Raw genomic sequence first — 26,559 nt, forward strand, 5'->3', positions numbered from 1 at the left:
AATATAATTTCCACGATTCAAATTATAACATATCATGTTGAGATTCAAATTCCTTTATAACTTTGTAAAAGGTGTTCTTCTTCAGATCTAATTTCCTCATAAACTCTATAGCCGAAAGCTCATGATTCCTCCATTTTTTATAATTGGCATCCATGATGGCTCTTTGCCCTAATGTAAGTGGTACTCAAGTTGATCTGTGGCCGTCCTAGGTGCTTACCTTGCTTCTTTGCTTCAGCAATCCCTTCAGCCTGCGCTTGTTTGATGCCCTTACGTTCTTCTTCAGCCAACCAACTAAGGATCTGAAGCACCAAATCCATAATGAGCTGCCCGATCCCTTCCAGGTCTTCATACTTACGCGTGTCCAGAATCGGAATGTCGATCACTACAACATGAATCTTCGCATCGATCAACCATTGCCACTCTTTTAGAATCTCTTGTTTATTTCTCCCAAAACGGTTGATGGATTTAACAAATAAGGTATCACCCTCACGCAAGACACGCTTCAGAAACTGATACTCTGGCCGATCGAAATTTTTCCCACTGGCTTTGTCTACAAAAATGTATTCATCTGGAATCTTCATATCACGTAGTACGGTTAACTGCCTGTCTTCGTTCTGATCCTTGGTTGATACTCTGGCATATCCGTATTCTCTCGTGGATAATCTCATAATTTGTCCTCCAATAGTTTAAAAAGGGGTTACTTATAAAATAAACGTTTCTTAATAAAAATCAATACCTTTGCGGACAGAAGTACATGCTATTTTAAGGTGTCCTTAAAGATATACCTTTACAGACTATAGAGAGTGGTGTCAACCACGTCAGTTACAAAATCTAGCTAAACATAAAGTGCGTAGTTAACGTCAATAAGTTTACGGCATTATTTCCTTGATGTTGTCCGACACTCCAGCAAAAATTTTAAAGATCTTCAGGAAGAACTTCGTCGCAATCAAGTAATTCTTAGAAATTACATAAAAATATTGACGAAATGCTTTTAGAGCATTATGATTTAAATCGTCGACGTGTAGTAATTCTAAAGAAGTACTTTTTTAGGGTGAGGGTGGGATATGAAGCTTGAAGATGTTGTAACGGTTAGAATAGGAAAAAACCTTTCCAGAGGAAACGAGAAAAACGATCTCACTTTAGTTGCGTATTCATACGAGGATTTAGTAAATGATTTAGAGGGCTCATTTCTAGACTTCCAGGCTAATCTTTATCATGAACACACAGACGGGTATTTGAGCAGTACTGGAGATGTTGTTTTCAGTTTTGTGAGTTCCAAGGCAGGGATCGTAAGTGACTTAAACCAAGGAAAAATCATCAACCAGAACTTTGCGAAGCTCATTTTTGATCATAGGACTCTGGATCCTTGCTATCTATGCTACGCCTTAAATGAATCCTATTCCGTGAAAAAGCAAATGGCAATTTCCATGCAAGGTAGTATTGTCCCTAAATTAATCCCAGCAATTCTAAAAGAATTTGAAATCAAGTTGCCAACAATCGAGAAACAACGGACCATTGGTAAAGCTTATTTCACTTTAAAAAAGCACCATGCTTTAGTTAAGAAACAAGCAGAACTTGAAGAGAGACTATATTTAGAAATATTGAATCAATTAGACCAATAACAATAGACAAGTGAGGACTCTAACATGGCTGAATTAAACTCCAAATTATTTAGTGCCGCAGACAACCTGCGTAGCAAAATGGATGCATCGGAATACAAAAACTACTTACTAGGACTGATCTTTTACAAATACTTATCCGATAAGTTGTTAGAAAAAGTGGTTGAAATCGCTGATGAATCGAAAGAAGAATACAACACACAAGAAAAACAAACCCAACTGTACAGAAGTTTATTGGCCGATAAAGAAGTGGAAAAGGATTTAATTGATACCTTAGTAGATACTTTAGGATATGACATTGGACCAGATTATTTATTTAATGTACTGACCAATCAGGCTAAACAAAACATATTTCAGTTAAATGACTTGAATAAAGCGTTCATCGATCTGTCTACGAAGTATGACCAGTTTAATGGATTGTTTGATGATGTGGATCTGACATCTAAAAAACTAGGATCCGATGACCAACAACGAAACATCACCATTACCGAAGTTTTGAAGAAACTAAATGATATTGATGTGATCGGTCATAACGGCGATATCATCGGGGATGCCTATGAATTCTTGATTAGCCAATTTGCTTCTGAGGCCGGTAAAAAAGCAGGTGAATTCTATACCCCTCACGAGGTTTCCGACATGATGGCCCGTATAGCTACCATTGGCCAAGAAGACAAAAAATTGTTTAGCGTATTTGATCCAACGATGGGATCAGGTTCCTTGATGCTGAATGTCCGAAACTATCTTAACCATCCGGATAATGTAAAGTATCATGGTCAAGAGCTCAATACAACGACTTATAACCTAGCAAAGATGAATCTGATTTTGCATGGTGTAGATAAAGAAGACATGCGTTTACGCAACGGGGACACCTTGAACAAAGACTGGCCGACAGATGAGCCATATACCTTTGATTCTGTCCTTATGAATCCACCTTACTCCGCCAATTGGTCTTCCGATGATACGTTCCTCGATGATTCACGTTTTAACCGGTACGGGAAATTAGCGCCTAAATCTAAAGCAGATTTTGCCTTTCTTTTGCATGGGTTCTACCATCTGAAAGATTCCGGAACCATGGCCATCGTTTTGCCGCATGGCGTACTGTTCCGCGGAGCTGCAGAAGGGGTGATCCGGAAGAAACTATTAGAAGATGGAAGTATATATGCTGTTATTGGTATGCCGGCAAACCTTTTCTACGGGACCTCAATTCCAACAACTGTCATCATTTTGAAGAAAAATCGCACGACTCGTGACGTATTATTTATTGATGCAAGTCATGAATTCACAAAAGTAAAGAACCAAAACAATCTTTCCGAAGAACATATTGATAAGATTGTCGAGACATATAAAAGACGAGAAAATGTTGAGAGATATGCCCATGTCGCTACATTTGAGAAGATCAAAGAAAACGACTTTAATCTAAACATCCCTCGATACGTGGATACCTTTGAAGAAGAAGAATCTATCGATATGGCTTCAATTGGTCGGGAAATTCAAGACATTCGAAAAGAGAAAGAAAAATTAGAATCTAGTTTATTTGACATGATTTCGTCGCTACAACATGATGAGGAAAACGCAGAATGGATCAAGGGTGCATTAGAGGTGTTTAATCGTGGGAAATAAAAACACACCAAAGATAAGACTTGCGGGATTTACTGATGCTTGGGAACAGCGCAAGGTTATAGATATAGCGCCTTTACAGCGTGGATTCGACTTACCTGTTAGTGAAATGGAAGCAGGTTCATACCCCGTTATTATGTCTAATGGGATAGGCGCCTATCATTCAAAGTACAAAGCAAAAGCCCCTGGTGTTGTGACTGGTCGTTCTGGCACAATCGGAAATCTAACATTTGTAGAAGTTGATTATTGGCCACATAACACGGCTTTGTGGGTAACTGACTTCAAAAGAAACGATGCCAAATTCATTTATTATTTGTATCAGAAATTGGATTTGAAGCGTTATGGTACTGGTAGTGGTGTCCCAACTTTGAATCGAAATGACGTGCATCTTACCAAAGCCAGTATTCCGTCTGTCGCAGAACAGAAGCAAATTTCACGGATCTTTGACAGCCTCGACCACATCATCAGCCTTCATCAGCGTAAGTTAAATAACGCGAAAAAATTGAAGACTGGGTTGCTTCAAAAAATGTTTCCAAAAAATGGAGATAATTTCCCTGAAATTCGTTTTCCTGGATTTACTGACGCTTGGGAAAAGCGTACGTTGGCGGATATAACATTAAAGATTGGAAGTGGAAAGACACCAAAAGGAGGGGATTCTTCTTACGTTTTAGAAGGGATTCCATTTCTTAGGTCTCAAAATGTTTACGAGGATTTCGTTGACTTGAAAGATGTAGCATATATCACTCCTCAGACCGATGAAGAGATGAAAAACAGTCGCGTGGTTAAAAATGACGTATTGCTTAACATTACAGGCGCTTCAATTGGTAGAAGTGCAGTGTACCGCTATTCTGTCTGTGCCAACGTTAATCAGCACGTATGTATCGTTAGACCCGCCGAAGGTTATAATTCAGATTTTGTTCAACTAAACTTGACATCTCCTAAAGGTCAAGGACAGATTAATAATAATCAAGCAGGTGGTGGACGTGAAGGATTGAACTTCCAACAGATTGGAAAAATGAGTTTTCTGTTTCCATCTATCGAAGAACAAGATCAAATCGGCTCATTTTTCCGTAGCCTTGACCAACTCACCACTCTTCATCAGCGCGAACTAGATGCGTTAAAAGAAACAAAAAAAGCATTCCTTCAAAAAATGTTTGTCTAATCAACTAGAAGAGAGGAAAACCCATGTCGAAGATACCGCATAATGATGAAGCTGAGATAGAACGGCGCCTCATTGAAGTACTTGGCGAAGGACGTAATCAGTGGAATTATCGTCCGGACCTAAAATCAGAAGAAGACTTATGGAAGAATTTACGTCAGAAAATTACGCAAAACAACTTATCCGAAATTGGGGAACACCCCATTTCGGATAAGGAATTTGACACGATTAGAACTGAATTACTACTAAAAACACTAACCCCTTTTGATGCTGCTAAATGGCTCAAAGGGGAGAATGGAATAGCTCGGGTCACTATTGAACGTGAAGATGTATCCCTGGGTTCGATGTCATTGGTGCTATACTCCAATCAAGACATTGGCGGTGGAATCTCTACATATGAAGTTGTTCATCAGATTGCGAAAAAAAAGGCTAACGTTGATGACCGTGATCGCCGGTTTGATGTGACCCTATTAATTAATGGCCTGCCTATTGTTCAAATTGAACTCAAACAAGCCAGTGCGAAAGACGGCGTGTTTCACGCCTATCATCAAATTAAGAAATACGCAGAGGAAGGGATGTTTCGAAATAATATCTTTTCTACGCTGCAAATCTTCGTCATTTCTAACGAACAAACAACGCGTTATTTTGCTAATGCATTACCTAAATATATGCATAAGAAGTTTATCTTCGGTTGGCGGACAACAGACAATCGAAAAGTAGAAAATCTCTACGAATTCGTAAAACAAGTCTTAAATATTCCGGATGCGCATCGCTTAATTGCCAATTATACGATTGTGAGTGAGGATCAAGATAACAAAGCCTTAATGGTGTTGCAGCCGTATCAAGTCCATGCGATCGAAGCTTTATTTACTGCTGCCATGAAACATCAATCTGGTCATATATGGCATGCGACTGGTTCAGGGAAAACATTGACCAGCTTTGTTTCTACGAAGTTATTAGCTCGTAAGCCCGGTGTAGATCGCACCATAATGCTCATTGACCGAAAAGACTTAGATAACCAAACAACGACGGAGTTCACCAAATTTGCCTCCGAATTTAATACGGGTATTTCTTCGGGTAATGCTAGGTCCAACAGCTTGATTGTCGGAACCGGAAGTTCGAAAGAGCTGAGCAATACGCTATTATCTGATGCCAATTCCAATATCGTGATTATCACGACCCGCCAAAAATTAGAGGCAGCCTTACGCTATGCAGAGAAACAAGAAGAACAAAAAGGCACCCAACGTTTCAAGAAGATGCTGGGGCAGCATATTGTTTTTGTCGTAGATGAATGCCACCGGGCGCTAAGTGCAGAAGGAATGGATGCGATCAAGGGATTCTTTCCCAATTCCACTTGGTTTGGTTTTACAGGCACGCCGATATTTAAGGAAAATAAAAAGCAGGCCAAAGGACAATTGGCTCGCACCACGCATGATCAGTATGGAGAAGTCTTGCACACGTATACGATTAAGAATGCTTTAGATGACGGAGCTGTATTGGGATTCCAAGTAGAACATGAGGATACGATTGAGCCTACTTCATTAAAGAATTATATTTTCAATCAACTTCGCATGAAGTTCCCTGATGACAGTGATGATGATATTAATCATAGGATCGATCAAATGGAAGGAATAGAGAAGGAATCTTATCTGGATCCTTCTACATTTGAAAGTGATGAGCATATCCAGAAGGTGATACATAAGATCTTCAGGCCCGATAATGCCTACATCAAATTTGATTTCCAAAACGGCCGGCCGCAAAAGTCTGCTATCTTAACCACAAGCTCCATTGATATAGCCAAACGGTATTATCAGGCAATTAAAGAGATGACTCAAGATCCGGAGTGGTTAACGAGAGAATTTGCCGGACATCCGATTCGAACAGGCCGTACAATTGAGGATCCAGACTTCCCTCGGGTTGCCATCACCTATTCGATGCAGGAAAATGAAGAGAATTCCAAACAAATTCAAGATGAGATGAAGGGAATCATAAAGGATTATAACGATTACTATCGTACAGCTTGGTCTATAGAGGATATTGAACGATATAATGGCGATATCAATAATCGGTTAGCCCGTAAGAAAGCGGAATTTAAACAACTTGGAAAACAAATTGACCTGGTCATTGTTGTAGATCGCCTGTTGACTGGATTTGATGCTCCAACGATCCAAACGTTATTTGTAGATCGAAATTTGAGTTACGCCAATTTGATCCAGGCTTTCTCTCGGACGAATCGTACCTACCCAGACAAGAAAAAAGGGTTGATTGTCACCTTCCGAAAGCCTGCATCAATGGAGCAAAATGTGAAGGATGCTACGAAGTTGTATTCACATGCACAAGAGGAATCTACTCTTGTTTATCCAACGTATGATGAATCCAAGAAACGTTTCCAGAAGGCACACAAGACGCTGACAAAACTAGTTCCAAATCCATATGATATCAACGAACATTCAGACCTGGAAGCCCGAATTGAATTTGTGAAAGCATTCCAGGAGTTAAACAACTCCTTTGAAGCTTTAATTACGTACGACGACTACAATGATGAAATGGAGAAATCAACAGCACTTAAAGAACAGGCGAAGACTTTGGAAGAATATATTGGCGTCTACAATACGGTTAAGGGATCATTAATAGTTGAGGGAGATGACGACGAAGGACCCGGACCCAACTTTTCGGACATTGAATTCTATGGGGATAATACCATTAAGATCTATGATATTGACTCAACCTATATTGACCGATTATTGGAATCATACTTGGCCAATAATCAAAATATCCGTGACGAGATCGAAAAGGCCCTTCAAAAACTGAAGAAATCAGAAATTGTTAAAGGCGTATACCGAGCGATTTTAAACGCGATTGACACTAAAGAGATAGACGCCGAAGAAGATATTCTAGTAGTGAAACGGAGATTCTTCAAGAACGCACGTAACACGACGATTCAAGAATTTGCGCAAACTTGGTTTGTGGAGGAGAACGAGCTTTATTTATCTGCGGTTCAATATGTAATCGGTATGGATCCGATCCCAAATATCGGAGGTATTATTAATAGCAAGCAGTTTGATAAGTATAAAGCCATACATCCAGATGCAAAGCCATTGAAATACGCACCAGAGATGAAGCGTCAATGGAAAGTTGTGCTAGATGAAATCATTGTACCGTTGGATGATGAGTTGCGCTAAATGTCATTACCTCAGATAGTTAGTCCTTGTTCATAAAGTTAATCGCAGCCGATTAAAAATAATCGGCTGTTTTTTTATTGAACAGGCCTACCCACTAGGGTATTGTTCGCCTGACATAATTTGATCTTCATATATATTCTATCAAAACGAACCAACTACCGGTCGCCCGTACTCTGCAAAGGATGATTCAAATTTGGAAACCGCTGAACTGGAGTTTTTTAATTAACTCAATCGTTTAAGTTCTTTATCCGCTTGGGGCTTAAATTCTAAGAGAACTTTACTATACGCTGATGACAATTCACTAATAAATTCTGTAACCTGATGAGTAGAAATGCTACTGGTATCATTCAAATAAATTTCACACATTGATTTTGCTAAACAGAGGTTTATGTCAGATCGTTCGCCTTTACTTCTCGCAATTACCCCATTATAAGTTCTCCAGCGATCACTATAATTCATCTTATCATGAGAGTTAATTAAAGCCTCATGAAAGTATGCATTCAGAGTATCTGAAAAGATATTGTCCCCGATTATCATTTCTGAGGAAGAGGTCATAATGTAAGATAACAAAAATTTTAGCTCTCGTTGTTCACTTGATAGATCTGCCTTAGTTAAGCCTTTTTCAAATGTATCTATTCCAAGTAACGTTTGGTGGCCCTAGGCTTTCACCAACTTTAGCTGCAGAGTCAAGGAAATGTGGGTTTGGTGTTGCATTATTGTTAGTAGGTGCAGCATGAACATCTGAGATATTTTGCCCTTTGGCTAGTATAAAAGCTAAAAAAGTAAGAAAAGCAAAGCCTCCAAAACCTGCTAAAATAGAGCCCCATCCCCATTCAGGATAAAAATATATAGCAATTGCTATTCCGACTAAAACAGAAACTCTTGATAAAAATCTAGCGAATCTCACAATCTTCCCCTCCTTAACATTATATATCATAGTTATCTTGGAACTTTTCCAGCACCAATGTAAGCTTCACGTTGCAGATAATGTCCAAGTTCTCTAGGGAGCTAAAAGAAACAAATCTCGTCAACTCTCTAGACTCATCTCATATGGATCATAAAACGTCAAAGCAACTTGTATCTTTCACATCACCACGTATTGTCCTATTCATCATGACCCACAGCACAACCGATTCCTGCCGCGATGTAATAGTCTCCTTATGTCTCTAACTTTAATTCTGAACCATATGCGTAGATTAAAAGCACCCTTAACGGGTGCTTTCTCGTTTGTTAGTCTTTTTGGTAGAGTGTATTAAGCCTAAAAATATAAGTTTAAAACATCATTTCGATGAAGACTTTCCCATTTAAGCTTATCAATAAAAAATTCCCTGCCCAACGGAATATAGTTTTCTTCGTCACTACTAATTTGATCATTAATTGAAATATCATGTTTTAATAGAACTTCTTCATGTTGCCCGTTTCCAAAAATATGTGCGTTATAAACTTCCGCAAAGGTTGTGAGTTGAGGATTATTTCTCATAGCTTCCGAGGACAAATCAATTAATGAATGAGCTGCATGTCTTGGTGTGTTGGAGTCAATAAAAATAATGAACCCAGATTTTCGGGGCAGTTGGTCTAGAATTGCTTTCGGAAAATTATCGTAATGAATTTTTAGATGCATCGGCAATGAGTTTTGTTCAATAGCAATTTCTACAGGGGAAACTTGAAGATGGGCTGCCGCAAGATAAGAGCGAATAGCTAAATCTTGTGACTTAAGTAAATGTGCTACTTTTCCAAGATTAATATAGATCATCATTTCGGTTGGATCTTCTTGCAAAGCTTGAATGTAACAATTCCTCGCTCCTTCAAGATCCCCTTGTCTTTTAAGGGTAACTCCTCGGTCCATAAGCTGTTTTAAGTGATGACTCATGTGTATGTACTCCTTTGATTAAATTTTTGTCCTTATTTTTCCCTTGAATAGTCAAATTTCAAATCTGAGTATCTGGTTATGAACTTCAGTGGGGAAAAGTCAGACATTATAAGGCCATCAACGTCAAGTATAAAATCCCTTTATGTCTCTTTGCATAGTTTGACATAATGAAAAATATAGGGATGAATAGAATTACTAAGTGAAAATGGGTAAATCAACCCATATCCATTGTCCTAAATTGGCATTGTAATTATAGCATCAATATGTACTTATGGTGGGATATTTTATAATTTAGTAAATTTATATAGCCGAAAATATCCGAAATTTCAGGTTCATGGTGCTGACCCGCACAATGATTTTTCACTACATAGATGACTCACTCACTCATGGATGTATGTTACCAAAGATACACGAGACAATAAATTACATTATTTAATAACTCTCAATTGTGCGCCGGTGGGCACTATGAAGCTGCTATGTCGGAGGAGCAGCCACGTGCCGGCCGCTTGAGCTTCAGCTCGTGGACGCTCCTGGTAGGTCCCTGGCTGCTCGATACTTCCGGAGACATACCCAAAGGACAGCTATTGCTGTCCTCAGTGTCTGAGCTGCGCCGGTGGCCGCTATCGGCTGCGTGGATCTCGTTCGTGGAGATGCCATTTTCCTGAATAATTATTTTCTTGGATTATCGCTCTAGATCCGATCCTTTCATTTTTTGTGTCTCTTTCCCTTCACGTTCGTGTGTACTTTCATTCGTATGTGTATGTTCCTGTACTTTCTCCGCTTCTCTTAAAAAGGTACTTTTAACCCACTGTGGAATGTCTTTAGATATCGTTTGAACCTTTCCTTTGTCTATCTCCATTACTAATCTGAACTTTGAAGTGTTATCGAAAATAAAAGAACGATCGGATAACTTTATTGCTTCAGGTAAATTGCCGATCGAACGGTCATATCGCCTTCGGATATCTTCTTCTGAAATATGATGACCACCATTCTTTACTCGCATCTCTACTCGCTCGATGTGATATTCTACATTTTTAAGTCCTACATAATAAAGATTTATTTCAAATCCTGCTTTTTTTGCTTGTTCCATTTGCCGTATAGCGTTTTTACCAGCAAGTGTTGTTTCAATAGAAAAGCTCTTTCCATTCTGTATACATTCACGGACGCGTTTGATAGCTTCCCTGCCAGCTGATGGAGAAACCGATTCGGGATGCATAGGATTGATAGTCTTTGCTATGGCATCCGGATCAATAATTTCTCCTAACTGATGGTTAAAGTTCCTGGTTAGTGTGCTTTTTCCTGCTCCATTTGTCCCCGCAAAAACAGTCATGACGGGCTTACTCATGGATACTCAATTTCCTTTTTATTACCATTTCCGTCGTAAATAATCTCCGTTTTCCTGCCATCCGGATATTCCTTAATCATTTTTTCATTTTCCTCATATACAATGGGTACACCATTCGTCTTGGACTCTTGTCTGGCTGAGAATGTTGCTTTCACTAAAATTTCATTCAACTCAGAGATTGATATACGTTTCATGTGAAGACCACCTTTCTTATTTTCACTAATAGTATTATTCCACTTAACACATGTATTCATGATAGAATATAGGACACAAAATACAAAGTTTTTTATCCTATATGTGCTGCTGTTTTTTGGTTCTTATTCTCATGGATTTACCGTTTATTTTGTCTGCTCTTACAGCCAATCCAGACAGATAGTCATCCGTGATTCTCTCAGGAAAGACCCCGGTACGATCCCTTAGAATATTTTCTAGTACCCATGCCTTCCGCGTCCAATATTCATAGTCCTTACCTGTTAACTCGGCATGTTCCTGAAAATCACCCTTAGCCTTATTAAGAACCCTCAGATAGTTATAAAAATCTGTCCGCTTCTGACGAACCAAACGAAGCATAACAATTAAATCATTGGTTGATCTTTGCATAAGCTGCCTAGTGTTCTCGTCTGCATCTGAAATAGTAATATTGTTTAGCAGGAAAGGGATCTGCTTCCGCTGGCCATTCTCCTGTACATCTTCGGTTGCAACGAACATTTCACAAAAACCACAGTAATAAGCGTCATTTTCACTCTTCAGATCAACACCACAATAAGGGCATGTATGTATTACCATTCTTTATCCATCCTCTCTTTCCATGACTTTAATCCTGCTGTTTACCTCAGCGATGTATGATAAAATAGGAAGGGTGAGCGACCCGGCAAAGTTTCTCACCCTAAGTCGATTGCTTATGCAGTCGGCTTTTGCTTTTTTATTAACTCATTATACTGATTCAGTACTGAATCAAGCTCCTGGGACTTTATCAACGTTCGCGGATCATTTATACCGTAATTCTCAGCCAGTTCATGAAGTAACCGCCGTTCCACCTCAATGCGACATTTTAAGTCCATCAGTTCATCAGCTCCCATTATTTTATTCCAAATAATTGATCTGCTACCACCATAAACAATTCATCGACAGCTTTACCATCTCGAATTAGTCTTTCTTCCAAGCCTGGTATCACCGGCACAGCCATTTCCAACATGAAATATTTCAATTCCTGTTCAGGGGTTAGTTCTTCCTCAAAAGAAAATTTCTTTTGAGGAAACAAAACGACGTTACCATTTGGCACTGAGCTGCTTTTATAAACACACTCCACGCTTCTGATTCTCCTTCCGTTATCGGATAAAAACACTATTCGGCTTGTACGTGTCACCGTGATTTTCAAATTTGGTTAAACTGCTTTCGTACATTTTCCGGAACAAGCAGCCATTTAAGCACTTTCTGTAGCCCTCTCGAACCTTCACCACTATAGAACCAGGAGAAGCCGGTAGAGACGTTTGGCAGCCTGTAGCGCCTTCTGCGTTGTAGGCTTTCTATAGTACCGATATTTCATTTTTTATTCAGTCTCCTTTATTGCGCCGGGAGAAACCCGGCGCCTTAGATTTAATTAGCTTCTTGCTGGCCGCGAATTTCAATAGAAGGAATATCCATTTCAAAAGTTGCGACATGTTCAGTAATGACCGCATCAATTAGTTCCTGAATCTTGTTGGTTATAAGATGATACTCAGTAACTTGCACCGTCCAAATGCAATAATAGATGGGTTTTCTTTCATCCACCTTCTTCAGCATCCCAGCCCATTCATGAGTTCGGGCAGGGGTGAGGTTATCAACCATTTCGCGGTACTCGTCCATTGTTAGAAAGTGTATTTTAACCGGTTGTCCATTTAAGACAAACACCGCTTTTTTATAAATACCATGGCATACCGTCAAAGCTGCTAATATTTTTGATTTATGAGTTTTCATATTCTTCCTCCTGCTCTTTGATGGATGGATGTGGGCAGCAGCCTGGCGGCCGCTGCCGGTCTTCCTATTTCCGGTCATTGTATTTTTGCGTTGACCAATTGAGCAGGAAAGTAATCGACTGAAGAAAAATACTGAACAAAATGAGTATCAAAAGTAACATTTCCATTGGGGTTGTCCTCCCTTTAACATGATAAAATTTTGTGTTATGATGGGAGGGTAAGGGTTGAGAAAGCATCCCCCTTACCCAACCTGTTAGCACGGGTTAATTATTTAGGCTTTTTCTTGGGCTTCGACCGCTGCGAACGGTCGGAGCCTTTTACTTTTTGTCGAGCCGTATTCCATTCAATGAACGCCTTGACGACTCCTAAAAGTTGAACAATGACTTGCATAAAAGCCGCGATAACGGCCAACATGACAATCGTCTCATTCTGCATCTTCATCACCTCCTTTCAGGAATTTCTATTTTTTTCTTTAACCTTCAATCCACTTCCAAGGAGCCGGGAATCTTTAGGTTTTAGGTTTGATGCACAGTTTCGGGTCTCGCTGTCTTGCCGTTTTCGTATGCTTTTGTCAAAGAGCGTTTTAATCCCATGTCCATTTCGCCGTCATAGCGTTTAAACCATATATGTTCCTGGGGAACAAGGCTGCCCGTAGGGATGGAAAAAAATTTGAGTGTCGTTCTCAAAATTTTTTCCACCTTGTTCACCAGGGTTATATATGGTTTGCTATTAGGACGGAGAAAGGGCATGGGATTAGCTCAAAGACAAAAGCAGGAGAAAAGGGCAGTCAGAACACTAAACGGTGCGAATCAAACTGCCTTTGACCTTTGCCCCGTGTGGGGTGTTAAGCGAAGGCCAGGAACGTAGGCGGCTTTAGCTGGGGTGTTTTCCCCCGGCTTAGGCCGCCTAGTTATCGGGCTGAGTAACCCCGCAGCGGTGCGTACCAGGTCTTAGGCGGTGTATTTTACCGCCTTAGAGCTGGTAGCATAAGCCCTTGATGAATTAAAATCCTTACTTGGCTCAAGCCAAGCCTATGCTGAAGCATATACAGAAAAAGGGCAGCCCCTTGTAGGCCGCCCTTTTTAATATTCGGAAATTACTTCGTGCCGGCAAGTTGGCCAACAAATTAATGTTCGTGTTTAACCTGATAAATTCCATGCTGCAGAAACTTTGCTTGGATCCAAATTGCATCTATTTCCGAATGTTAGCCTTCATCCACACCCAGGATCAAAGAGAAGGGCACTCGCTCCCAATCATCTAAGTCGATTGAAATTTTAGCCTGCCTTGTCTGTTGATCCATTTGAGTGACTATCCCCGTTAGCGTTCGATCCTCAAACTCCCCAAATATCCGGATTGTTACCTCACGACCAAGTTTTAATGACATTGCAAGTTTCTGACCAATGTCCTCTTTTTCCTGTTCGTCCAAAACAGGCAATTTTTTACGCCGATTTTCTTTCTCTTGTCGCAACATAGACTCACGATGTTCGGGAAGAATAAAACGACTGTGCCACATACTAGGTTCATCCTGAAGCAAAAAACCACCCCCAAAATAAGAACGTATATTCTCATTATGAGGGCGATTTTTGTTTTATGCAATTGATGAATCGAAACTTTTGCAAGGTGAGAGGACCCGGCAAAGTATCCCACCCATCGGAAAGGGGAGGATGACCCCTTCTATCCATTATACAACACGTCCTTTAGGACGTCGATCTTTAGATCGTTATGGAATATTAGATACTTCGGTAATATCTATAAAAAAAGAGAACAGGGAGTTTACCGACCTTGAGATTAAAAGAAGCACGGGAATTAGCGAATTATACTCAGGAATCACTTGTACAAGAAATTCAAATTCAAATGGAATGCTCTTTACGGCATTATCAGAATATAGAATACGGCAAGAAAATACCTACAATGCCCCTTGGACTATTAATCTGTAGGATCTGCGGTGTTGATCCGAACGATATAGACGAGTGGAAGATCACCAGGACAATCGGTAACTCATGAAATTGATGTGCCTGGATGTTCCTAAACGCTCCTACTGTGGTATAATAAAAGTATAACAGGTGTAAAATAAACAAAAGCCACGATGCGCTAACATCGTGACTTGTCTAACAAAGGCCGGTGGGCGACCACGGCGAATTTCAATCAAACGAATGAAAAACCACCGGATTGCAAGGCTACCAACCTATTCCCGGTGGTTTTTCTTGTTCCGCGCTGCTTTCCACGCACTGCATAAGGCTATTAACCCCACTGCAATACTAACTAGCTTATCGCTAATTTCAAGAAAATGCTGCACGACTTCAAGAAGTGACACGGCGTCACCCCCTTTCGGGTAAGCTTCGCCGTGCCGATAATCCCACCGGTTACTTTGTCTTCTCTATTATACCATAATCAGCCTATTTAACGCTCTAGTTCTGGCCCTGATTTTGATTTTGGTAACTCATTTAGATTCGATTTGTCTTGTCCTTTTGGCTTCTCGTCTCGATCCGTGGAAGCCGCTGCCACTTCTCTAGCTGCATCCATACCAGGAATCGTTAGCTGCGTTTTTGTAGCTTCCTGTATACGTTCCCTATTCAATTGGTGGTCAACCTCACGAATAATATTATTAGCGGTTTTCTGGATCTCGCCCAGGGCTTGTTTAGCCAATTGAATATCCTTTGCCCAGGTTGCAATATAACCGGCGCTGTAGGCTTCGGTATCCATTCCATAATACTTTGTGACCATAAAGGCCGTGGCTTCAGCCTGGGCTTCCTTGTGTTCTCGTGGCAAGTCCTTCAAAGGACTGTCCATTCGGTGGAGCTGCGAATGTGCATACTCATGGATTAATGTTTTGAATTTCATTGTCGAATTTTCAATAGCCGGATTGATCCGGATGGCATGATCCTCACGATCATAATACCCACGCACATTAGGCTTGTCCTTAAAATCCTCGGCATTCTCTCGTACATCCATTTTCTTTGCAAGATGATCGGAAAACTGACGATACATCTGTGCAGCTCCTGCACTGTCTCTTATATCATCACGGACAAACTGCCGTACATTGACTATTTCTTTACCTTGCGTTTGGCTTACGTCAAATACGTTTACCGCCTTGAAGCCTGTAAGTATTTCCTTCTTTTCTGTAATCTCTTTTCCTTTTGAATCGAGCTGTGGGCGTTGCGTAACTGGATCTATTTTAGTCATTTCGACTTTCTTTAATGTAGGAGCGAAAATTTTAACGGTCCGTTTCACCTTTCTGAACCTGTCGCCCCATTTCCTTCCAGGCATTGTATCCCTGCACCATGGTAGCTTCAGGTTTTTGGGCATAAATCATAACCACATTATTTAAACTGTATTTTGGGAATTTAGATGCCACTTCTAAATAACGTTGAAATTCGGCCTTGCTAAATATCCTTTCTATGGCCTGGTCAACTTGTTTTTGTACCTGAGCCATCTTCGCTTCGTAGTCGCCAGATTTAGGAAACGGCATTGTTATTCACCCTCCCTCACGTATAGAGGTTCGTACAATTTAACCCCGTTTTCTACAATCTCCAGATAGGCGATTTCTTCATAGTTAACAAGATCCCCGTTTGGAACTTCCTCATATGACAGATATCCTTCAGGCTTTGTCACGTAAATAGGTTTCTCGCTCCCCACGATCTCATAAAATTGGTACATGGTGTTTCCCCTCTCTGTCATGAGAAAATGTTATGAGAAAATAAATTCGATCTTTCCATCTTTCAAGGAAAGAGCTGCTTCAAATTTCTTTTTACTTTTGCTCGTAAATCCCTTGATCGTGCCAGTTTTCCCTTTCTCACATAGCGCCTTAATTTGAGTAGGGGTTAACTTTTTGCCTAGTAGCTCTTTGAAAAATGTTATCTTGCAACCCTCTTTATAGGCCGTACAACCGTAAAACTTCCCTTTGTCCGTTATATAGCCGTTCCCACAAGGACATTTGCAAATTTGATCGGCTTCTTCGGTGGCTGCAATCTGCGCCTGGACGTTCAAATTTCCCATGTCAGCAGAAGCTTGTTCCAATAATTTATGACATAATTTTTTCGTGTTCTCAATAAAGACGCTGCTTTTCTTGTTACCTCGGCCGATCTCCTTCAGGAATATTTCCCATTGAGCCGTCATTTCAGGTTTGGAAAGAACGGTACCTTTCACAGCTTCACATAAAACCTCGCCCTTCGGTGTTACATAGACCTGGTTTTTCTTCACTAGTATAAATTCACGTTGCATGAGTGTTTCGATAATACTTGATCTTGTCGCTTCAGTGCCTAATCCTTCACTCTCATTCAAGGCATCCCGCATTTCCTTATCCTCAACGTGACGACCGGCATTAGTCATGAGAGTGATAAGCTGTCCCTGTGTGTACGGCTTAGGCGGCTGCGTCATCCCGTCCTTGACTCCCACGACCCCAGTGGTTGGATCAGCCTGTTTAACGCGCGGTAGGGCTTTATCCTCGTCCTCTTCATCATCTGTTCCTTCCGGATCGTTGCGATACAGCAGCTTCCAGCCGATAGACTTTTCAGTCTTTCCCTTTGTAATAAAATCCACTTCACCGATGGCTGTTGTAATGACTGTTTCCTCGTAAGTGTAGTCGGGCAAAAACATGCCTAACGCACTCTTTATAATTTCATCATAAGTAGCCTTTTCCATTTCCGTAAAGTCTGCGGTCGATGATGGTATTTTTTCGGTCGGAATAATGGCGTAGTGGTCGCTCACTTTATCCGGATTAACATATCGCTTGGATGGCTCCAAACTATGCGCCTGGAACGACACACCTATGAGCTGCTGATAGTTACTTAGATTTTGCTTCAAGTATGCAAACTCTTCTATTGTTATGTGCTGTGAATCGGATCGCGGATAGGAGACAAAACCTTTTTCATAGAGTGACTGCACAGTAGTTAATACGTCCGTTGGGCTATATTTCTTCTTTTTATTCATGGCAGCCTGTAAACCGGACAGATTATACAAGGTAGGCGGCTGCGTCCGCTTTTCATTCACTTCAACTAGTTTGACTACCCCATTATAAGTAGCCTTTCCAGGCTCAATATAGGGTTTTACCGCTTCATACAGTTTTTCTTTAGATTGATAACGATCGCGTAGCTTACCAGTGTATTTCCCTGTAGAAACGGCGAACTCAGCCATAAGCTCATAAAATGGTTCGGATTTGAAATTTTTAATTTCACACTGACGATTGTAAATGAGCGTAAGCACTGGCGTTTGTACTCGGCCAACACTAAATACTTCCTTGAACCCCTTACGCTGCAGATGCAGCGTGTACAATCGACTAGCATTCAGCCCGATAAGCCAGTCAGAGATTTGCCGAGCTTGGGCTTCATAAAAGAGGTTAATGGTCGTTGATCCGTCCCGTACTTCAGCAAACCCTTTCCGTATCGCATTTTCGGTTAGAGAGGAAGTCCATAGCCGTTTTATTGGCTTGTTGGAACAACCGGCCATCATAATAAGCAGCCGGGCAATATTTTCACCCTCTCGCGCCGGGTCAGTCGCTATAATAATTTGATCGGCTTCTTTCAATAAATCCTTTACAATTTTGAACTGTACTGCCTTATCCTTTGAAACCTTATATTCAAAACTCTCCGGAATAATAGGGAGACTGTCCAAGCTCCATCTCTTCCAGGCTTACGTTGTATTCATCTGGATTTTTAAGTTCTACGAGATGCCCAATAGCCCATGTGACCTTAGCGCCGCCCGGAAACTCCTTGCATGGGTTAATGAGAAGAAAGCCTTTCCCCTTGGTATGTGGGAAAGGCGCAGCCAATTTTCTGGCCTGGTCAGGTTTTTCAGCTAATACGGTTATCATTGTGCATTCCTCCATTTATCACATTGGTAAGTCGTCTGAATCGTCCAGTTCCTTTTTCTCTTCATCCTCATCCGTTTCTTCCTGATCAGCAGCCGCTTCATCTGTAAGCTCCTTAATCACTTCCATTAAAGCTTCAGCGTCAGGATCGTCGTCACCAATGCCGTTTAACGCTTCCTCTAGCTCTCTAAAGGCCGCCTGTACATCTTCATCGGTAATTCCATCATCTGTTGCTTCAGTAGCAATAGGAGCTTCTTCAAGTGGTTCTAATGGTGTTTGATCGATTGGGTCAAGATTACCTAACAACATGCTTAGTTCTTCTGTTGAGATACCTTCTCCGTCCTCAAATTCATCTTCTTCCGCAAACGGTACGTCTTCTTCTTCAGGAATCTTTTCCATTTCCTCTTCTAAGGCCAGCATTTCGGCTTCTAAGGCTTCATCATAATCCGCATCTTCTAATTCCCGTTCTTCTGGATCGATGGCTGTATGAGCTTCTGGAAGCTTCTCAACATGGTTTACTGAGCTAATACCGAAGAACTTCAAAAAGTTATTTCTGGAAGAACGTTCGTAGTTAGGTTTACGGTCTTTTCCAAATAGGAATTCGCCATACACTTTATACTGATAAGACTTTTCTAGTTTTAAAGGAAAATAGCCGTTCACGAAAAGATAGCACACAGCAGGGTTTACATTAAGCAGCTCACCTTGTGTAATCAAAGGTCGCTTTACAAACTGTTCGGAAATGCTCTTAGAAGCGTTTTTCTCTCCAATAGAGGTACTTTTCTGTTTATGCTTAATCGTGGTTTCCCCGGCAACATCACTGAAGTATTTGGCGGTCTTGGTATCTTTGGTTCGCAAAAACAGTGTTGTATCATGATTGTTGATGATGGATCGCGCCATATCCGGGCCATACATACGTTTGTCTTCCAATTGCCCGATATCTTGAATAACCGTGTGCATCGACATCCCCAGTCCTCGACAAGTTGCCAGGATGTTCGGATATCCATTGATTTTCCCGATATTCGCAAATTCATCTAGTAAGTAAATAGAGTCAATTGGCAGCCGTGAATGATTCTCGTCCGCGATATCATAGAAGGTGTCAATTAGTTGTTCAAAGAAAGTGGCCGTGAGCTGCTTAAATGGATTACTCTTCATCCGTACTTTAATGTAAAGTACCGTTTTTTCTTCCTGAAGATCCCGGAAGTTAAAAGAACTCTTTGCCGTAAATTTCGCAATCTTCCGCATCGCGAAGATCCCAATTTGTTGAGCCAATGTGGACATAATTCCCGTTCTTGTGTTCCCGGCGCTCATATTAGCCAGAGTAAACATGTCATATGCTGGATGGTCAACAGACATTTCTTCCAGCAAGTTATCCAGGAATTCTTCATCCTTTCCTGCCTTGGCCGTAAATTGTACTACATGAGTCATTGTTGCAGTATGACGGTATTCCGTTTTGATATAGAGAATAATAGCTGCAAAGTAGGCTATGGCCGATTCGCTCCAAAAATCCCTTTTCCCATCATCTACCGCATTGGATGCAATAGTATTCGCGACAGCTCGCGCATCTTCATCATCGTCAACATAATCCAGTGGATTATAGCCAACCTCTTCCGAAAAATTAACAAAGTCAATTTGATAAACTTTGTAACCTTGATCTCGTTTGAGTTGGTGAGTGGCTTCATAAATCTCCCCTTTAGGGTCGGTTACGATAATAGTTTCTTCAACATGATTCATCATATTTGGAAAAACATAAGCCTGGCCTTTACCTGATCCAGATGATCCGATAATTAAAACATTTCGATTATCAATATTTGTTCCTTTGGGCATGATGATTAGTTCTTTTCGACTTGGAATTTTCCCCAAGATGATACCCGGTTCCATCTTGAATGCGCTCAATGGATCTTTGTTGTAAGCATTACGTTTAGAAAATGTCTTCCCATTAACTACATCAGATGGCTGACCCCATTTTGATGTTCCGTGTAATCCGAAATCACTGGCATCCACAAGTTTCGGTAACAAAATAGATGACCTCATGGAATACAACATGCCCCCTAAGATAACAAACGGCATCAAGGAAAATATGACTTTCAAATTTTACCTGGGCGTAAGCAAAAGAAACAACCTTTACAGGCTCTAGCAATAATTGAGTTAAATCGCCACCTGGGCCAATTACATAAAAACCAACCATGAGCAGATATGAGAACAAAATACTCATCAGGAAACTAGCAAAAATAGGTTTCCACGCCTTGTTTTTAAATTCCATAATACCTCCTTAATGATCCAACTCTTGACCTCTGTATCTTCTTCGCTGCTTCTTCTCAGTAGGATCTTTTTCATGTTTTTTATTTTCATTCGCACGTTGCGCTTGCTCCAATGCCTGGAACAATCCAGATGCAACACTTTGTGAATATTGACGTTCGACTTGTTGATCAGGTGTAAATGAATTATCCATAGGTTTGTCATTAATTTCTTTTGTGATTTGTTGATGAATAACATTAAGATCCTGGTCAACTCGTCCGGAACTCATTCCGTTGTCTTGCCGATCCTGAAGGCGTAGTAAGACTTCAGCATTTGTAATGTGGTCGAGTGAATCAGAATAATATTTTTGTAAATTCACTCGAAGTAATTGAACGTTTCCAGCTAAATCTTTTTCATGTCGGTCTTTTTGTAATGTGAACTGTTCAATCTTTTTGTTCGCTTCATAAACAAGATCAAAGTTTTGTTCTTTTAAAGCACTTAACCGTTCTTTCATTTGTTTCTGTATCGCTCTGTCTAAGATGAAAACACTCTTCGAAATATTTCTAGTTTGTTCAGCTAAAGAAGGAGTATTTTTTTCATGTTCTTTATATTTGGAAACAGCATAAGAAGATACTTCATCTTCGCGTAGAACTTTGTTCGTCTCTTTGAAATACTGAACTGCATGATACATTTCATCGACAGAATAATTATTGGTGGATTGATACAAAACTGAAAATTCTTTTCGAGTAAAATCACTTTGAATATCTAAAGCTTGATCAGCTTTGTCTAAAAGCATTTTCAACTTAGATAGGTCTTCCATATTTTTTTGTTCTAGCGTTTTGATATGTGAAACCTTCTCCTTCATTTGATCCATAAATTTAGAAGGTGTGAAGCCATATTTCAATACTTGCTTCGGATCATCTTGATATGCTTTGAATGCTTTATTTAGTAAGTTCTTTTCAGAAGTAATTTTAACTTTTTCGCTTTCAATTTTCTTATTCCATTTTCCATTTTCGATTTCATCTTTAACTTGTTTTGCAATGATATAATCCACATAACTTTTCGATCTTTGCGCCACCATAGATAGAGCTGTTTTCTCTCCATCATTCAGCTTCCGACTAGATCGAATAACATCAAGTTGTTCAGAAAGGGATTTTTCATTTTTATATTCAGAAAGAGAAACAACTTGTTGCTTTTTCAATTCTTTTAGCTTATCTAATTCGGAATTAATTTGTTTAATTTCTTCGTTAATTTTTCCATAGTAAGTAACTGGTTCATAAGGGACATTGTTTCTGATCGCTTGCTCTTTCACTCTAGTTTCATACTGGAAAGCTGTACGTTCCAGTCTGATTCCAGGTACACGATCCAGTCCTTGATTTTTGTAACTTTCGTGACTAACTCGATCTTCGATACCACGATCTTTTAACTTTTCATTAATTAGATCCGCATAATTCTTCCTCCATTGAACGAGCGTTTCTTTTTCATTCCAGTTAGTCAAATGTATACTTACTTTCTTCATCACCCCGTTAACTTCTTTATCAACTTTCTGACGTTTATTTCCCCAGGAACCATCTTCATTAAAAGGACGCATGGTGAGCATGACATGAGCATGGGGATTGTTTTCTTTGTCTCTGTGAATTGCAATATCTGCAACCATACCTTCATCTGAAAAGTTCTCTTTGCAAAATTGAAGGAGTAATTCCTTTTGATCATCGTTGTTTAGATCATTAGGGAGAGCAAGACGAATTTCTCTCGCTATTTGTGCATTCTTCTGTTTTTCAATTTTTTCAACTTCATTCCATAAACGTTCACGATTATTAACCCACTCTGGCGCATTCTTAGGAGCCAGGATGAAACACTCAGGTGCAACAGTTCTTTCACCATAATTTTTAGTCAAACCATCGCGTTCAGAATATAAAAGTTCTCCGCTGCGATAAGCTGCGGCCGCAACAGCGGAATGATTCATACGGTTTAATATCTGTGAGCTGAAGTAAAAGTACCCCATACATGTCAACCTCCTTCCAAGCCCCTGCGGGTTATTTGCTGAAAGCAAACTCCTTTCCAGCGGAAAGGTCATTCACGGGAAGTGAATGAAATCGAGCGAAGGCGAGACCCATTCCCTGAGAAGCAGGGGTATAAATGGGCACTCTCACTTCGTTCATGTGATCTAGTATACCATACTTTCCCACATTTTAGTAGACTTTTCGCCTAAATTACGGTAAAATTGATGCATCAAACACCGTAATTATCTAAAGGAGGAAAACAAAATGGCGAAAAAAAGTAAACTCGGTCAAGTACAGAAATTAGAGGAACAGATTAAAGAGTTACGCGAGAAGCAGAAGAAAATAATTGAGCAAGCTCAGAAAGACATTGGGGAGTATTTGATGGATTCATGGGAAGTAGAAGATATCGAACAAGCAAAAGTCCTTGTTGATAAGTTTAAGCAAGAAGCTAAAGCTTCATTCAATAATAATGATTCCGGAAGTCGCCTAGATCAGAATTCAAGCAACAACCAAAATAACTATAGTGCGTCCGGTTCGAACACAGCTAATTGATATGGAACATGAAAACGAAATAAAGAAAACTCCAATCTCTGATATTGATAAAAAAATTGAACAACTTGAAGAAAGAAAGAACAGAATAGTTAGGTTAGCTTCAGAAAAAGAAAGAAAGAAGCGAGCTAATCGGTTGATTCAAACAGGAGCATTGGCCGAAAAATATTTCGGAATTGAACACTTATCTATCGAGAAAAGAGAAGAGTTATTTAAAATATTTTCTGACTTCATTTCGAAAAACACACCAGAAAAGTATCGGAGGAATACTGAATGAATTTTTAATATTTTTTATACTAGGGAGGTATAGATAATGGACGCAAGAGATCATTTAAATAACCAAGTTATTGAGATACTTGAAGAACTTGCGAATAGACAAAAAGGCAGAACAATGAGAAAACAACAAAGCCAAAATCAAAATGCTCTACCTTCTGCCGATAATAAAGTCGTCCCGATCCGACCAGATCTAAACGATAAAAACAACACAGTGAGTAAAGTTGAACATTCAACAACAAAGGAAGATACACAATCATTAAAAAGTTTGTTAGCTGCTCGGCATAATTTAGAGTCGCTCAAAGAAAGGTTAAATAAAGATCCAGAAAAAAACAAAAATGAACTTGAAAAGTTGAGTAAAGTTGAAGTTAAACTGAACAGCAGCATTGTTAAAACACAAAGAAAAGAAATCACCTTGGCTATTGATAATTTAAAGCGTGAACCGCGTAGGTTTGTATTAAAATTGGCTGATACAAAGAACAAAATTGAGTTGCTTAAATCCAAACTTGAAAATAATCCACGTCTTTATAAACTGCATTACGAAAAGCTTGAAAAACTTGAAAAGCTGATAGACAAAAAAATTGATAATACCCAAACGAAAACATTACGTTCTGCTATAAACAACATACAAAAAAATCCTGAAAAGTATCGTCAAGAGATTGACCGTTATGACGAAATGGAAAAAACGTTGAAGCAAGGATTGAATCAAAATAATCAAAATAATTTACAAAAAGGAAAGGATAATGATAAAAGCCAGAAGCAAGAAAAGACAAGAAATGACTTGGAGTTGTCACGATAAAACAAAAAACAATCTTTTCCCTTTAAATAATCCCAAATGTTTTCAAATTGAATGCATTTGGGATTCATTTTGACAACATTCCGTTTTTTTCGTCAAATAAATCTAAAATTTGAATTCAAAATGAATTCATTAAATATTCAAATTGAATTGATATTACATTCAATATCAGTTATAATAGACTTATGAATGGTATTTGAATGCCTTGTGAATTGAATTTGAATGTAAACTTACATTTAAGGAGTGATTTAGTTGAAAGTAAGATCTATAACAGATTTCGGTAACTCAAAAACAAAAATGCGAATCAATGGAGTACGAATTGAACAACCTTCTGTCATCAAAAGGCTTCACAGTCCTGAACCTGCATCAGAAACAGATATCGAAAAAAATGTGGCAAATTTGTTAGATGAACTTAGTGTGAATATAGCAAGTCCTTCATTAAAAAGATCAGGATTTTTCTCAGTCGGACAACATGCGAATCTTGATGCTTTAAAATCCGAAAACATGAATATTAAGCTCGGAAAAAAATCAAAACACGACATTCCAATTATCATGAATTTGTCTCTGACTGCTGCACAAGCAGTAAAAGAATTTTACAAAAAAAATAAAAAGTTACCTGAAAAAATTGATGTACAGGGAACATTAACAGGTGCAATACCTGCTTCTGAATATACTTCAGAGATAGCAAAAGAGTTTGAAGAACGCTTCACCGGAAAAGAAGGATCTCCAATCGTCCATATCGTCATTGTGTATGTTGGATCTCAGTCTGTTACGGTTACAATCAAATATACAAACGCCAAAGTTACACAGGAAGGTATTCCAGCTTTATACGCCTTAATCGAAGCGAAGGATACGATTTTAAGAAAATTCCGTGAATTGTATAAAGACGATCCAAAACGTAATAGCATGACTCAAAGAGATTTTCTTTCTCTAAAAGGATTGGGAATTGATATTGGTTCTGGAACGACTGAGTATATTCATAGCCGCGGTGTAAACCCTGTTTTACAGAACTGTCACGGTGAAAAACGTGGCGTAGGACATGCAGCTGAAGAAGCAGCAAAATTACTTGAATCAGAGCTTAATGGTCATTTGAAAATCAATCGCCAACGCTTTGATGAAATCATGCAAGATAGCCAAAATAATTATCATGACCTGGCTCAAAAATTCATGTCAGAAGCTCAATATGGTGAATCAAACAAGATATTAGAAGATGTGCAAGAACGATACAGCACCATAGGTGGAGATATTGATTTTATGATGGTTTTTGGAGGGGGAAGTATCACTTTCGAGGAAGACCTATACCCAAGCCTGATCGAATTTTCTCAGGATGTAAAATGCATGATTCTCTGGATTCCGGAAGAGTTTGCAATTGATATGAACTTGGATGGTCTTGAAATTTTGCATACCAAAGTGTTTTTTCCAGGAGTTGCATAACGAATGAATGATAAAAATAGAAGAGAACTCGTTTCTTGGCGTATTGGTAAATTGCCCGACACCGAACAATTGAATAGTTGGGTGAATGCTCAATCAAATGTTCAAAACTCAATCACTAGTTTAGTGAGACATATGATTGAACAGTTCGGTTATCGTGATGTTACAGCACACGATATTCAAAAGGCTCTTTTCCAGAAACCAATAGCTGACGAATTGCGTTCAATTTTATCTGGACTGAAAGACGTTCCTCCTATATCAATTCCAACCAGTGAAGCTCCTTCGGCCAAAAATGAACCTGAAGAAGTTGCAGAAAATCCGACAAAAAATGAAATCAATAAACCTGAAGCGCATAAAAATTCCAATGATGATATTTACGGAATGATAGACAAAACAAATCTATAAAAAAAGAGGATGGATTGGGAAACCAAACCATCCTTTTTTTATGTTCGCTTTAGTCGTCTGGATCGGAGAGAGTAGCTGCGTGCCGGTCGCCTGGACTTCAGCTCGTAGGCGCTCCTGGTGTGCCTGGCTGCTCGATACGTCCGGAGACGAACAAAAGGGACGGCCGTGGCCGTCCTGGGTGTGTGAGCTGCGCCGGTGGGCGCTATGGAGCTGCGCGGATCCTCGTCCGGATCGGAGAGAGCAGCCGCGTGCCGGTCACCTGGACTTCAGCTCGTGGGCGCTCCTGGTACGTGCCTGGTTGCTCGATACGTCCG

The 26,559-nt window shown here is 39.7% G+C and carries 29 protein-coding genes; 10 read left to right on the plus strand and 19 right to left on the minus strand.

Annotation, left to right across the window (positions count from 1 at the left end; genetic code table 11):
• Window positions 1-137: 137 nt before the first annotated feature.
• Window positions 138-668 (minus strand): recombinase family protein, encoded by a 531-nt coding sequence (locus PVOR_RS22590; RefSeq protein WP_006211818.1) that lies wholly within the window; start codon window positions 666-668, stop codon window positions 138-140.
• 396 nt (window positions 669-1,064) lie between these two features.
• Between PVOR_RS22590 and PVOR_RS22595 the strand changes: the two genes are divergently transcribed.
• The 4 genes from PVOR_RS22595 to PVOR_RS22610 are packed head-to-tail and all read left to right on the plus strand — an operon-like array spanning window position 1,065 to window position 7,577.
• Window positions 1,065-1,622, plus strand: coding sequence for a restriction endonuclease subunit S (locus PVOR_RS22595; protein ID WP_006211820.1), 558 nt, complete (start codon window positions 1,065-1,067; stop codon window positions 1,620-1,622).
• A 24-nt stretch (window positions 1,623-1,646) separates the two neighbouring features.
• Window positions 1,647-3,239, plus strand: a complete 1,593-nt coding sequence (locus tag PVOR_RS22600; protein WP_006211821.1) for a type I restriction-modification system subunit M — start codon at window positions 1,647-1,649, stop codon at window positions 3,237-3,239.
• Complete coding sequence (locus PVOR_RS32285) at window positions 3,229-4,398, plus strand: restriction endonuclease subunit S (RefSeq protein ID WP_006211822.1); 1,170 nt, start codon at window positions 3,229-3,231, stop codon at window positions 4,396-4,398. Before PVOR_RS22600 ends, PVOR_RS32285 begins: the two co-directional genes overlap by 11 nt.
• A gap of 23 nt (window positions 4,399-4,421) precedes the next feature.
• A complete protein-coding gene (locus PVOR_RS22610) occupies window positions 4,422-7,577 on the plus strand; it encodes a type I restriction endonuclease subunit R (RefSeq protein WP_006211823.1) in 3,156 nt (1,051 codons plus the stop codon).
• Between the two features lie 622 nt (window positions 7,578-8,199).
• Here the strand turns inward: PVOR_RS22610 and PVOR_RS22615 are convergent.
• The 10 genes from PVOR_RS22615 to PVOR_RS22660 form a co-directional block, all read right to left on the minus strand.
• Window positions 8,200-8,484 carry a hypothetical protein gene (locus PVOR_RS22615; protein WP_006211824.1) on the minus strand — a complete coding sequence of 95 codons (285 nt, stop codon included), beginning with the start codon at window positions 8,482-8,484 and terminating at the stop codon, window positions 8,200-8,202.
• Window positions 8,485-8,835: 351 nt separating this feature from the next.
• On the minus strand, window positions 8,836-9,447 hold the full coding sequence (locus PVOR_RS22620; protein ID WP_006211825.1) for a hypothetical protein: 612 nt from the start codon (window positions 9,445-9,447) through the stop codon (window positions 8,836-8,838).
• 682 nt (window positions 9,448-10,129) lie between these two features.
• The gene (locus PVOR_RS22630; protein WP_006211828.1) at window positions 10,130-10,792 is read right to left on the minus strand and encodes a zeta toxin family protein; all 663 of its coding nucleotides are present in this window, start codon (window positions 10,790-10,792) and stop codon (window positions 10,130-10,132) included.
• Window positions 10,789-10,986, minus strand: a complete 198-nt coding sequence (locus PVOR_RS22635; protein ID WP_006211830.1) for a hypothetical protein — start codon at window positions 10,984-10,986, stop codon at window positions 10,789-10,791. The genes PVOR_RS22630 and PVOR_RS22635 overlap by 4 nt, the downstream gene beginning before the upstream one ends.
• 97 nt (window positions 10,987-11,083) lie before the next feature.
• Complete coding sequence (locus PVOR_RS22640; RefSeq protein ID WP_006211831.1) at window positions 11,084-11,578, minus strand: hypothetical protein; 495 nt, start codon at window positions 11,576-11,578, stop codon at window positions 11,084-11,086.
• A gap of 113 nt (window positions 11,579-11,691) precedes the next feature.
• Window positions 11,692-11,871: a Spo0E family sporulation regulatory protein-aspartic acid phosphatase gene (locus PVOR_RS22645; protein WP_040680873.1), complete on the minus strand. Its 180-nt coding sequence runs from the start codon at window positions 11,869-11,871 to the stop codon at window positions 11,692-11,694.
• Window positions 11,871-12,101, minus strand: a complete 231-nt coding sequence (locus tag PVOR_RS22650; RefSeq protein ID WP_006211833.1) for a hypothetical protein — start codon at window positions 12,099-12,101, stop codon at window positions 11,871-11,873. The genes PVOR_RS22645 and PVOR_RS22650 overlap by 1 nt, the downstream gene beginning before the upstream one ends.
• A gap of 287 nt (window positions 12,102-12,388) precedes the next feature.
• Entirely contained in the window at window positions 12,389-12,748 is a 360-nt protein-coding gene (locus PVOR_RS22655; protein WP_006211834.1) for a hypothetical protein, read from the minus strand.
• Window positions 12,749-13,014: 266 nt separating this feature from the next.
• A complete protein-coding gene (locus PVOR_RS30795) occupies window positions 13,015-13,182 on the minus strand; it encodes a hypothetical protein (RefSeq protein WP_006211836.1) in 168 nt (55 codons plus the stop codon).
• Between the two features lie 769 nt (window positions 13,183-13,951).
• Complete coding sequence (locus PVOR_RS22660; protein ID WP_160164028.1) at window positions 13,952-14,281, minus strand: YolD-like family protein; 330 nt, start codon at window positions 14,279-14,281, stop codon at window positions 13,952-13,954.
• 248 nt (window positions 14,282-14,529) lie between these two features.
• Here PVOR_RS22660 and PVOR_RS22665 point away from each other — a divergent pair, with 248 nt between their 5' ends.
• Complete coding sequence (locus PVOR_RS22665) at window positions 14,530-14,751, plus strand: helix-turn-helix transcriptional regulator (RefSeq protein WP_006211839.1); 222 nt, start codon at window positions 14,530-14,532, stop codon at window positions 14,749-14,751.
• Window positions 14,752-15,147: 396 nt separating this feature from the next.
• Here PVOR_RS22665 and PVOR_RS22670 read toward each other — a convergent pair whose 3' ends face one another.
• Genes PVOR_RS22670 through mobQ form a run of 8 tightly spaced genes read right to left on the minus strand, consistent with a single transcriptional unit; the run spans window position 15,148 to window position 22,793 of the window.
• Entirely contained in the window at window positions 15,148-15,978 is an 831-nt protein-coding gene (locus PVOR_RS22670; RefSeq protein ID WP_234973069.1) for a hypothetical protein, read from the minus strand.
• Window positions 15,962-16,216, minus strand: coding sequence for an ArdC-like ssDNA-binding domain-containing protein (locus tag PVOR_RS32290; protein ID WP_234973070.1), 255 nt, complete (start codon window positions 16,214-16,216; stop codon window positions 15,962-15,964). Before PVOR_RS32290 ends, PVOR_RS22670 begins: the two co-directional genes overlap by 17 nt.
• A 2-nt stretch (window positions 16,217-16,218) precedes the next feature.
• On the minus strand, window positions 16,219-16,404 hold the full coding sequence (locus PVOR_RS22675; protein WP_006211841.1) for a hypothetical protein: 186 nt from the start codon (window positions 16,402-16,404) through the stop codon (window positions 16,219-16,221).
• 30 nt (window positions 16,405-16,434) lie between these two features.
• The gene (gene topB / locus PVOR_RS22680; protein ID WP_006211842.1) at window positions 16,435-18,357 is read right to left on the minus strand and encodes a type IA DNA topoisomerase; all 1,923 of its coding nucleotides are present in this window, start codon (window positions 18,355-18,357) and stop codon (window positions 16,435-16,437) included.
• Window positions 18,323-18,556 carry a hypothetical protein gene (locus PVOR_RS32295; RefSeq protein WP_006211843.1) on the minus strand — a complete coding sequence of 78 codons (234 nt, stop codon included), beginning with the start codon at window positions 18,554-18,556 and terminating at the stop codon, window positions 18,323-18,325. Before PVOR_RS32295 ends, topB begins: the two co-directional genes overlap by 35 nt.
• An 18-nt stretch (window positions 18,557-18,574) precedes the next feature.
• Window positions 18,575-20,569 (minus strand): VirD4-like conjugal transfer protein, CD1115 family, encoded by a 1,995-nt coding sequence (locus PVOR_RS22685; RefSeq protein ID WP_234973071.1) that lies wholly within the window; start codon window positions 20,567-20,569, stop codon window positions 18,575-18,577.
• A complete protein-coding gene (locus tag PVOR_RS32300; protein WP_234973072.1) occupies window positions 20,541-20,813 on the minus strand; it encodes a hypothetical protein in 273 nt (90 codons plus the stop codon). Before PVOR_RS32300 ends, PVOR_RS22685 begins: the two co-directional genes overlap by 29 nt.
• A gap of 9 nt (window positions 20,814-20,822) precedes the next feature.
• Entirely contained in the window at window positions 20,823-22,793 is a 1,971-nt protein-coding gene (gene mobQ, locus PVOR_RS22690) for a MobQ family relaxase (protein WP_006211844.1), read from the minus strand.
• A 262-nt stretch (window positions 22,794-23,055) separates the two neighbouring features.
• Between mobQ and PVOR_RS22695 the strand changes: the two genes are divergently transcribed.
• From PVOR_RS22695 to PVOR_RS29380, 5 genes are all read left to right on the plus strand, one after another.
• Complete coding sequence (locus PVOR_RS22695) at window positions 23,056-23,343, plus strand: hypothetical protein (RefSeq protein ID WP_006211845.1); 288 nt, start codon at window positions 23,056-23,058, stop codon at window positions 23,341-23,343.
• A gap of 1 nt (window position 23,344) precedes the next feature.
• A complete protein-coding gene (locus PVOR_RS22700) occupies window positions 23,345-23,617 on the plus strand; it encodes a hypothetical protein (RefSeq protein ID WP_006211846.1) in 273 nt (90 codons plus the stop codon).
• Window positions 23,618-23,653: 36 nt separating this feature from the next.
• On the plus strand, window positions 23,654-24,412 hold the full coding sequence (locus PVOR_RS22705) for a hypothetical protein (RefSeq protein ID WP_006211847.1): 759 nt from the start codon (window positions 23,654-23,656) through the stop codon (window positions 24,410-24,412).
• Between the two features lie 249 nt (window positions 24,413-24,661).
• Window positions 24,662-25,843 carry a ParM/StbA family protein gene (locus PVOR_RS22710; RefSeq protein WP_006211848.1) on the plus strand — a complete coding sequence of 394 codons (1,182 nt, stop codon included), beginning with the start codon at window positions 24,662-24,664 and terminating at the stop codon, window positions 25,841-25,843.
• 3 nt (window positions 25,844-25,846) lie between these two features.
• Window positions 25,847-26,245, plus strand: a complete 399-nt coding sequence (locus PVOR_RS29380; protein ID WP_006211781.1) for a hypothetical protein — start codon at window positions 25,847-25,849, stop codon at window positions 26,243-26,245.
• The last annotated feature ends 314 nt before the right edge of the window (window positions 26,246-26,559 follow it).

The sequence above is a fragment of the Paenibacillus vortex V453 genome (assembly GCF_000193415.1).
GTDB classification, from domain to species: domain Bacteria; phylum Bacillota; class Bacilli; order Paenibacillales; family Paenibacillaceae; genus Paenibacillus_AQ; species Paenibacillus_AQ glucanolyticus.